At 56.9% G+C, this 9048-nt stretch carries 8 protein-coding genes and 1 pseudogene; 8 read left to right on the top strand and 1 reads right to left on the bottom strand.

The window, feature by feature from the left end:
• Positions 1-738, bottom strand: a pseudogene (gene carB / locus QM579_RS06915) (carbamoyl phosphate synthase large subunit); the annotation flags it as partial.
• 209 nt (positions 739-947) lie between these two features.
• Here carB and QM579_RS06910 point away from each other — a divergent pair.
• The 8 genes from QM579_RS06910 to QM579_RS06875 form a co-directional block, all read left to right on the top strand.
• Positions 948-2153, top strand: coding sequence for an argininosuccinate synthase (locus QM579_RS06910; RefSeq protein ID WP_414998438.1), 1206 nt, complete (start codon positions 948-950; stop codon positions 2151-2153).
• 191 nt (positions 2154-2344) lie between these two features.
• On the top strand, positions 2345-3745 hold the full coding sequence (gene argH, locus QM579_RS06905; RefSeq protein ID WP_414998439.1) for an argininosuccinate lyase: 1401 nt from the start codon (positions 2345-2347) through the stop codon (positions 3743-3745).
• A gap of 15 nt (positions 3746-3760) precedes the next feature.
• Complete coding sequence (locus QM579_RS06900) at positions 3761-4705, top strand: hypothetical protein (protein ID WP_414998437.1); 945 nt, start codon at positions 3761-3763, stop codon at positions 4703-4705.
• Positions 4706-4725: 20 nt separating this feature from the next.
• Positions 4726-6768, top strand: coding sequence for an elongation factor G (fusA, locus tag QM579_RS06895; RefSeq protein ID WP_414998436.1), 2043 nt, complete (start codon positions 4726-4728; stop codon positions 6766-6768).
• 12 nt (positions 6769-6780) lie between these two features.
• Positions 6781-7617, top strand: a complete 837-nt coding sequence (gene rsmA / locus QM579_RS06890; RefSeq protein ID WP_414998435.1) for a 16S rRNA (adenine(1518)-N(6)/adenine(1519)-N(6))-dimethyltransferase RsmA — start codon at positions 6781-6783, stop codon at positions 7615-7617.
• A gap of 119 nt (positions 7618-7736) precedes the next feature.
• Positions 7737-8009: an HU family DNA-binding protein gene (locus QM579_RS06885; RefSeq protein ID WP_179981664.1), complete on the top strand. Its 273-nt coding sequence runs from the start codon at positions 7737-7739 to the stop codon at positions 8007-8009.
• Positions 8010-8369: 360 nt separating this feature from the next.
• Complete coding sequence (gene rpsU, locus QM579_RS06880; RefSeq protein WP_183718206.1) at positions 8370-8573, top strand: 30S ribosomal protein S21; 204 nt, start codon at positions 8370-8372, stop codon at positions 8571-8573.
• A gap of 109 nt (positions 8574-8682) precedes the next feature.
• A partial coding sequence (locus tag QM579_RS06875) for a GatB/YqeY domain-containing protein (protein ID WP_414998434.1) occupies positions 8683-9048 on the top strand: 366 nt, incomplete at its 3' end.

Below are 9048 nucleotides of genomic sequence, written 5' to 3'. Positions count from 1 at the left end.
GTCGCCCGTGTGAACGCCCATGGGGTCAAGATTTTCAATGGAGCAAATGATGACGCAGTTATCCTTGGCGTCGCGCATCACTTCCATTTCAACTTCTTTCCACCCAAGCACGCTCTGCTCGATCATGACTTCAGTAGTGGGGCTGGCTGCCAGGCCGTTGCTTGCAACCTTTTCAAGGTCGGCAAGATTATAGGCTACGCCGCCGCCCGTGCCGCCCAGGGTAAAGGCCGGGCGCACAATAAGGGGGAAAGGCAGTATGTTGCCGAGGTGGCGAACTTCTTCAATATTTCTGGCAATGCCGCTGGCAGGCATATTGAGGCCAATGTGCTCCATCGCTTCGCGGAAAAGCTCACGGCTTTCGGCCTTTTCAATAACCTCAGCGCGCGCACCGATAAGTTCAACGCCGTACTCCGCCAAAACGCCGCTCTTGGCAAGTCCAAGAGCGGCGTTCAAAGCCGTCTGCCCGCCAAGGGTCGGTAAGAGTGCATCGGGGCGTTCTTTTCGGATAATGGCAGTCAGGGTATCATGTTCGATGGGTTCCACATAGGTGGCGTCGGCCAACTGGGGATCGGTCATGATGGTAGCGGGATTGGAGTTGACCAGCACCACTTCATAGCCCTCTTCTTTAAGGGCTTTGACAGCCTGTGAGCCGGAGTAATCAAACTCGCAACCCTGGCCGATGATGATGGGTCCCGCGCCGATAACAAGAATCTTGTGTAAATCCGTACGCTTAGGCATTGGACATTCCTGCGGCTTTGGAGATCGGTACGAAAGGGGCGGCTCAAGAGCCACCGTTTGCTCAAACTAAAGAATAATACATGTACTTCGACTTAACGTCAACATTTTCTCTGAGCGGGCAAACAGGAACACCGTAGCCCATTAAAGCCTTGCGCACCATCCTGATTTACGCAATAATTCAGCCCTTGAATCCATAAGGGGGCTTGATAATGCAAGGTATAAAAAAAGTTGTTCTCGCCTATTCTGGCGGGCTTGATACATCGGTTATTCTAAAGTGGCTTATTGAGACTTACAAGTGCGAAGTCATCGCCGTCACCGCCAACCTTGGCCAGCCTGAAGATCTTTCCGGCGTGGAAGAAAAGGCGCTCAAGACCGGGGCTTCCAAGGCCTACGTTGTTGATCTGCGCGAAGAAATGGCCAAGGATTTTGTATTCCCGATGATGCGCGGCGCGGCCATCTATGAAGGACGCTACCTGCTCGGAACTTCCATTGCACGCCCTCTCATTGCCAAAGCTCTGGTTGACATTGCCCGCAAGGAAGGCGCCGACGCCATTTCGCACGGCGCCACCGGCAAAGGCAATGACCAGGTTCGTTTTGAGTTTGCCGCCAGCGCGCTGGCCCCTGACATCAAGGTGATCGCCCCCTGGCGCGAATGGGAACTCATGTCCCGCACGGCCCTCACCGCCTTTGCCGAAAAGCACGGCATTCCCATTTCCAGCGCCGCCAAACGCTACAGCATGGACGCCAACATGCTGCACACAAGCTTTGAAGGCAGCGAGCTGGAAAACCCCGGCAATGAACCGCACGAATCCTGCCACGAGCGCTGCGTGCCCGTTGAGCAGGCGCCGGACACTCCTGAGATTGTCAGCGTTGATTTTGAATGCGGCAACCCGGTTGCCGTTAACGGCAAGGCTCTTTCGCCAGCGGCCATCATTACCACCCTAGCTGAAATCGCTGGACGTAACGGCATTGGCCGCGACGACATGGTGGAAAACCGTTTTGTCGGCATGAAGTGCCGCGGCGTGTACGAAAACCCCGCTGGCACCCTGCTGTACAAACTGCACCGCGACCTCGAAGGCATCTGCCTTGACCGCGAACTGCTCAGCATTCGCGACATGCTGGCCGTGCGTTATTCCCAGTGCGTTTACAATGGCTTCTGGTACTCGCCCGAACGCGAGGCCATGCAGGCCTTTATGGACAAATCGCAGGAAAGCGTCACCGGAACCGTGCGCGCCAAACTGTACAAGGGCGGCGTGTGGCCCCTGGCCCGCACCTCCCCCAATTCGCTTTTCTCCGAGGATCTGGCTACCTTTGAAGGTGGCGACTATGACCATAAGGATGCGGCGGGCTTCATCCGCCTCAACAGCCTGCGGTTGCGGCTGCATGCGGCTGTAAAAAACAAGCTCGAAGGTTAATGCGCCCTGACGGGCCTGCATAATGCCTCCGTCAGCCAGGCAATGGTCCCCGGGCCAACCGTCTGGCAAGCCTTAAAAGGTGGAGCATGGCTCCACTGACAGGCTCAAGGGTGATGGAACTTCGGGGGCAGGGGCGCCTTAGTGAGCGCTCCTGCCCCCGAATTACTACTTTAAAAGCAATGGACACTGCTATGAAGACCAACCAGAGCTGGGGCGGACGCTTCGCCGAAGGCCCCAAGGAAGCTGTAGCCCAGTATACGGACTCCCAATCCTATGACAGGGCGCTTTACGCCCAGGATATTCGCGCTTCGCAAGCCCATGCCCGCATGCTGGGACGCCAGGGCATCATCGCTCCCGGCGAGGCGCAGCTTCTGGTTGAAGGACTCGACCGTGTGCGCGAAGAAATCCGCTCTGGCAATTTTGTCTGGAAGCCGGAACTGGAAGACGTGCACATGAACATCGAGGCACGCCTGACGGAGATTATGGGCAATGTGGGCAAAAAACTGCACACAGGCCGCAGCCGCAATGATCAGGTCGGGCTGAGTTTTCGTCTTTTCGTGGCAGACAGACTGGAAACTTGGCGGCAGCGCGCCGCTGGCCTGTGCGCCGTACTGGTGCAGCGCGCCACCGAACACGCCAATGACATACTGCCAGGCTGCACCCATTTGCAGCCCGCCCAGCCTGTGAGCCTGGCGCACCATCTGCTGGCCTATGCCTGGATGTTCCGGCGCGACGCCCTGCGCCTGACAGACTGTCTTGACCGTGTGTGCATATCCCCTCTAGGAGCGGCTGCGCTGGCAGGTACAACCTATCCTCTTGATCCGCAAAGCGTGGCGGAAGACGTTGGGTTTTCCGGCATTTACGGCAACTCGATGGACGCTGTTTCCGACAGGGATTTCGTGCTGGAAGCGCTTTTTGACGGCTCAACCATCATGATGCACCTGTCACGCCTGTGTGAAGAAATCATTTTGTGGGCCAACCCTGCTTTTGGCTTTGTGCGCCTGCCCGACAGCTACGCCACTGGCTCATCCATTATGCCGCAAAAGAAAAATCCTGACGTTGCCGAACTTATGCGCGGCAAAACAGGACGCGTGTATGGTTCGCTCATGGGCCTGCTCACCATCATGAAGGGTTTGCCCCTGGCCTATAATCGCGACATGCAGGAAGACAAGGAAGGTTTTCTTGACACCGACAAGACCGTTGAAGCCTCCCTGCGCCTTATGGCGGGCATGATGGAAGAACTGACCTTCCGCACTGACCGCATGCGCGAGGCTTGCAAGGCAGGCTTCCTCAACGCCACAGAACTGGCAGACTACCTTGTAGGCAAAGGCTTGCCCTTCCGCGAGGCCCATCACATCACGGGCCAATGTGTGGCCGCCGCCGAAAGCCAGGGCAAGGGGCTTGAAGACCTCACCCTGTCTGAAATGCAGGCGCTTGAACCCCGTATTGAGGAAGATGTTTACGCCATACTGGACTACGCAGCCGCTGTGCGCCGGCGCGAAACCCCCGGAGGCACAGGGCCGCAGTCCGTGGCGGCACAGGTAGCGCAACTCAGAACGTGGCTTGCCGGTATGGACGGCATGACCAGATAGTTCGGAATTAACGCTATGACTGCCTTCACGGATCAGAAGCCGGAAATCCCGCAAAATACCTATTGGCCCCAATGGGTAGAAGACGCGCGCCTGAGTGACGACCTTGCGGCCCAGTCCTACGAAGAGACTCCCCCGCAATGGCGTGCAGCCATCAAAACGGGACTCGCCCTGGCTCATATGCACTTTGGTTCAAGCTCTGATTTACTGCGTGAAGAACGCAGCAACAGGCATTTGGGATTTTGGCAGCGAAGTGAAAGTAGTGCCGCCCCGTGGGCCATCATCGCCTTCACTCCTGCCTATGCAGCGGCTGCCAGACTGGCCGCCGCCTGCATTCCGGCAATCCTTGCTGGTGTGCCCCTGATCGGGGCCGTTTGCGTGGGTGGGCAGCCCCACCGCTCTGCCTTGGTCAGTCTGGAATTGAGTGGTATTGAAGACATCTTTGTTTTAGACTCTACAAAGTTGCAAACTCTGCTTGAAAAAAGTTCCGGCTCTGGCCGGCTGGTGCTGCTGCACGATGGCGAGCTGACACAGCTTGCCGATTTCGCGCAGGCTGTTGGCCTGCCCTGCTGGCAGGAAAGCCGCACGCCAAGGCTGGCTCTGACAGAAGGAGACAGCCTGAATGACGGGCAGGATCTGTCTGCTGAAGGCGGCTACCTTGATTTGGAAGCACTGTTTTTTGCCCAGGCAGAAGCTCTGGATTCTGCCATAAGTATTGCCCCCGGCACGCTGGCAAATGGCTCGCAAGAAGTGGCTATGACTGCTGCGGATAACTCGCCGCTGGCGGACGCTCTGTACCTCGCCTCTACAGCCGAGCAGGCGGCGAACCTTCCCCATAGTGATTTCTTTTCCCCAAACGGCCCTGAATTGGTACTGACACCGGGCTGTGAAGGTTTCTGGCTGCACCCCGGCCTTACGCCGGATTTTTTCCGGGTGCGCCGTCTGGCTTTCGGCACACTGTAAAAATCTGCCCAGGAGCCGTCATGTCCAACATCAGCCGCATCCGTAATATTGGCATCATTGCCCATATTGACGCTGGCAAGACCACCTTGTCGGAGCGCATGCTTTTTTACAGCCGCAAAATCCACCGCATGGGCGAAGTTCATGACGGCTCTGCCACAATGGACTACATGCCCGAGGAACAGGAGCGTGGCATTACCATAATGTCGGCCTGCACCACCTGCCAGTGGAACGAGCACACCATCAACCTCATTGATACCCCCGGCCATGTGGATTTTACCATTGAGGTTGAACGCTCCTTGCGCGTGCTGGACGGAGCCGTGGGTGTGTTTTGCGCCGTAGGCGGCGTTGAGCCGCAGTCTGAAACCGTATGGCGGCAATCAGAAAATTTCGGTGTGCCCAAGTTAGCCTTTATAAACAAGATGGACAGGCTGGGCGCAAATTTTGAAGCGGTACTGGAAGCCATGCGGCAAAGGCTTCATACCAATGCCGTTGCTGTTATGGCCCCACTGGGTCAAGGTGAAGACTTTAGCGCCATTCTTGATCTCATTCATGAAGAGTGCCTGCTTTTTGATGAAGACGATCAGGGGCAGACAGTAAACCGCGCTCCCTTTACACCAGAGCAGGCCGCACTGGCCGCTCCCTGGCGCGAACTGTTGCTGGAAAAACTGGCTGAAGCTGATGAAGATTTTCTGGAGCCCTACCTGGAGGGTGTTTACAGCACAGAAGATATTCATGCAGCCCTGCGCCGTGCAACGCTGGCCCGCAGCATCACCCCTGTATTCTGCGGCTCCGCCCTGCGCAACACCGGCGTACAGCCCATGCTGGACGCCGTTTGCCGCTGGCTGCCCTCGCCGCTGGACGTGCCTGCGCCTGTTGGTCTGGACTCTGAGGGCAACGAAGTCACAGTTATGGCCGACCCCGATGCTCCGGCTGTTGCTCTGGTTTTTAAGGTCCTGCTCGAAGACAACCGCAAGCATTCCTTTATTCGCATGTATGCGGGCCGTATTCATGAAGGCGACAACCTGCGCAACACCGCCCAGAACAAGGACGACAGGCTGGGCCGTCTCTACCGCCCCCACGCCGACAGGCGCGAACAGCTTGAATCCGCAGGAACAGGTGAAATTATTGTTGCCGTTGGCCTGCGGTCTGCCCATACGGGCGAGACCTACACTGCACGTGAGCGCCTTCTGAAGCTAGAAAGCATTGAAGCCAACGCGCCAGTCATCACACTCGCCCTTGAGCCGCGCAATGCCGACGAAGGTAAAATTCTTGACGAAGCGCTAACGAGGTATGCGGAAGAAGACCCTACTCTCAAGGCGCAGCTGGACGATGCCACGGGCGCACGCATGATTTCCGGCATGGGCGAGTTGCATCTTGATGTTCTGCTGGAACGCATGCAGCGCGAATACGGCATCAGCCCCCGTGCGGGCAATCCTCAGGTTGTTCTGCGCGAAACCATACGCAAAGAAGCTGACGCCAGCGTGGTTTTTGACCGGGAACTGGGCAAGGAACATCATCAGGGCGCGGTCAGCCTTCATGTGAATCCGGGCGCGCGTGGCAGCGGCAATACGGTGGCCGTGGGCGATTTTCTGCCTGCCGATCCCAACGAAGCGCGCAAGCTGCTGCCCCAGATATATCTGGACGCGGCTCTTGAAGGTGTGCGCGATGCCCTGCAAAGCGGAGAACTTACAGGCTATCCTGTTGAGGATGTACAGGTGGTTCTTGCCAATGTGGAACGGCGCGAAGGCCTGACAACCCTGCCGGGCTGCCATATGGCGGCGGGACAAGCCTTGCGTGAAGCTTTGGCCGCTGCCGCTCCCATTGTTATGGAGCCGATTATGCGGGTGGAAATCGTCGTGCCCGATGATTTTCTGGGCCCCTCAATCAGTCTGTTCAATTCTTGCGGCGGCAAGGTCGAAAACCTTGAAGACAATGGAACGCGCAAGATGTTGAGCGGCACTGCCCCCCTGCGCCGCTTGTTTGGCTTTTCCACCTCACTGCGCTCGGCTACGCAGGGCCGGGCCGGACTTGTAATGACCTTTGACCGTTTTGACCTTCCATGAGGCCTTATACCCGTGACATCCAGTAATTCAGGCAACAACTCCGGCAAGGGGCACACCCCTCGCGCCAAGAAGAGTCTTGGTCAGCATTTTTTGCGCCGCGAAGATATTTGCCACCGCATTGCAGCTCTTATCGCCCCCTGTGCCACTGACCGCATTATTGAAATCGGGCCTGGCCCCGGTGCGCTGACCCGCGCCATTGAAGCGGCCCCGCATGCCCGCCTGCTGCTGCTTGAAAAAGACCGCCATTGGGCCGCCGAACGGCAACGTCTGGGCGGCGAGCATACACAGGCTGTGCTCACGGACGCACTGCGCTTTGACTGGCGGCGCATCAGCCCGCAGGAACAGTGGAAGGTCATAGGCAACCTGCCATACAATGTGGCTTCACCGCTTATATGGGATATTGTGTCTCTGTCTGAGGGCTGGCAACAGGCCGCATTTATGGTGCAAAAAGAAGTGGGCCAGCGCCTTGCCGCACCGCCGGATTCCGGGCACTACGGCGCACTTTCAGTATGGGTGCAGAGTTACTCGCGCCCGCGCATGGAATTTGTAGTGGGGCCGGGAGCTTTCAGCCCTCCTCCCAAGGTGGATTCTGCGGTATTGAGCTTCATGCCCTTGCCAGCCAGTGAGCGTCCTGCACATCCCGCGCTTTTATCTCGCCTGTTGCGTATCTGTTTTCAGCAACGACGTAAGCAACTTGGCGGCATATTTCGACGTGCCGCCCAGCCAGGTCTGGAAAATGCGTTTGAAAGTACGCAAATTGCAGCCAACTTGCGTCCTGAAGTTCTTTCTTGTCACGATTTTCAGCGCATAGCTGCTTTTTGGGCGTCACAGCTTGACAACAAGGCATAAAAAGTTTTCAGTCTATCCATACTCTTGCTGCGTTGTGCACCAGTGGTGCATTAAGGCAAGTGGCCATGCAAGAGGCCATTTGAAAACAACGCCGGGGAACTTTTCAGGAGGACATGCTGATGACTAAGGCTGATCTGGTTGAAAAAATCGCTGCCAAGGCCAATCTGACCAAGGCCGCAGCCGAACGGGCTCTCAACGCTTTTCTCGCTTCCGTCGAAGACGCTCTTGTCAAGGAATCCAAACTTACACTCACTGGCTTCGGCACCTTTGCGGTGGAACACCGCAAAGCCCGGCAGGGCCGCAACCCCCGCACCGGTGACACTCTCACCATTCCCGCGTGCAAAATTCTCAAGTTCCGCCCCGGAAAAATGCTCAAAGATTCTTTGAACTGATCTTATGCAGCCGTGCCTCGCGGCATGGCGCCAACCGGCAATGCTGGCTCTCACTAAAGCCAGCATACCGGGGTACAACTGTGGATGACATGTATGCCTGCGGCGACTGGGAGTCGGGGCATGCGTGTCATTTGCGGTTTCAGGGCCATGCACGCTTGCAGCCTGGATGCCACGGGTCCCGCAATGGCGTACTTTGCATCTGCCCCGCTTTATCAAGAAAAAACTTGCCCTTTTCAATATTGCGGGCTATATGAACTCTTCATTTGGCGACACTGTCGCTGCCCGTAGACGGGTAAACCGTTGACGGTTATTTTTGTGGGCTGCTTATAGCAGGCCCCGCCGCCGAAGGGGGTGATTTTCTTGCCCGGAGTTTTTCTTAACGACGACGATTATAACTTTGATATCGCGCTGCGCCGCTTTAAGAAGCAGGTAGAAAAGGCCGGTGTTCTTTCAGAAATGAAGAAGCGCCAGCACTACGAAAAGCCCAGCGTCATGCGCAAAAAGAAAAAGGCCGCCGCCCGGAAGCGGCTGATGAAAAAAATCAGGAAGATGAACATGGCTTAACCGGCCGCGCATTTATGCGCCCGGGGCCTTCATCCGGCCAGTTATGCGGGAAGCCCCTCGGGGTTTCCCGCGTTTTCTGCATTACTCCACCCTCCACCCCACGACAATTATGACCGCCACTACCACGCTTTTTGACCAGATCGAAAAAGATTATATTTTGGCCTACAAAGCCAAGGACAGTGTTCGTCTTACGGTACTGCGCCTGTTGAAGACGGCGGTCAAAAACCGTCTGGTGGACTTGCGGCGGCCCGGCGGCAGCCTTTCCGACGAAGAAATGATGGACGTCATCATCAAGGAAGGCAAGCAGCGCCAGGATTCCATAGAGCAGTACACGGCGGCCCAGCGCCCCGACCTTGCTGAAAAAGAAGCTGCCGAACTTGTAGTCCTTAAAGAGTACCTGCCCAAGGCCCTCAGCCAGGAAGAGCGGCTGTCCCTCGTTGAATCCACAATAGCCGAGCTGGGCGCAACTTCTCCC

The sequence above is a fragment of the Desulfovibrio sp. genome, from assembly GCF_047607245.1.
Taxonomy (GTDB): Bacteria; Desulfobacterota; Desulfovibrionia; order Desulfovibrionales; family Desulfovibrionaceae; genus Desulfovibrio.
The sequence above is the reverse complement of the archived record's forward strand: the minus strand, read 5'-3'. Positions and strand labels throughout refer to the sequence as shown.

Bases quoted from the DNA above. Each gene is read 5' to 3' on its own strand.
- QM579_RS06885 (WP_179981664.1), top strand. From the start codon at position 7,737: ATGACTAAGGCTGATCTGGTTGAAAAAATCGCTGCCAAGGCCAATCTG.
- QM579_RS06910 (WP_414998438.1), top strand. From the start codon at position 948: ATGCAAGGTATAAAAAAAGTTGTTCTCGCCTATTCTGGCGGGCTTGAT.
- QM579_RS06900 (WP_414998437.1), top strand. From the start codon at position 3,761: ATGACTGCCTTCACGGATCAGAAGCCGGAAATCCCGCAAAATACCTAT.
- fusA (WP_414998436.1), top strand. From the start codon at position 4,726: ATGTCCAACATCAGCCGCATCCGTAATATTGGCATCATTGCCCATATT.
- argH (WP_414998439.1), top strand. From the start codon at position 2,345: ATGAAGACCAACCAGAGCTGGGGCGGACGCTTCGCCGAAGGCCCCAAG.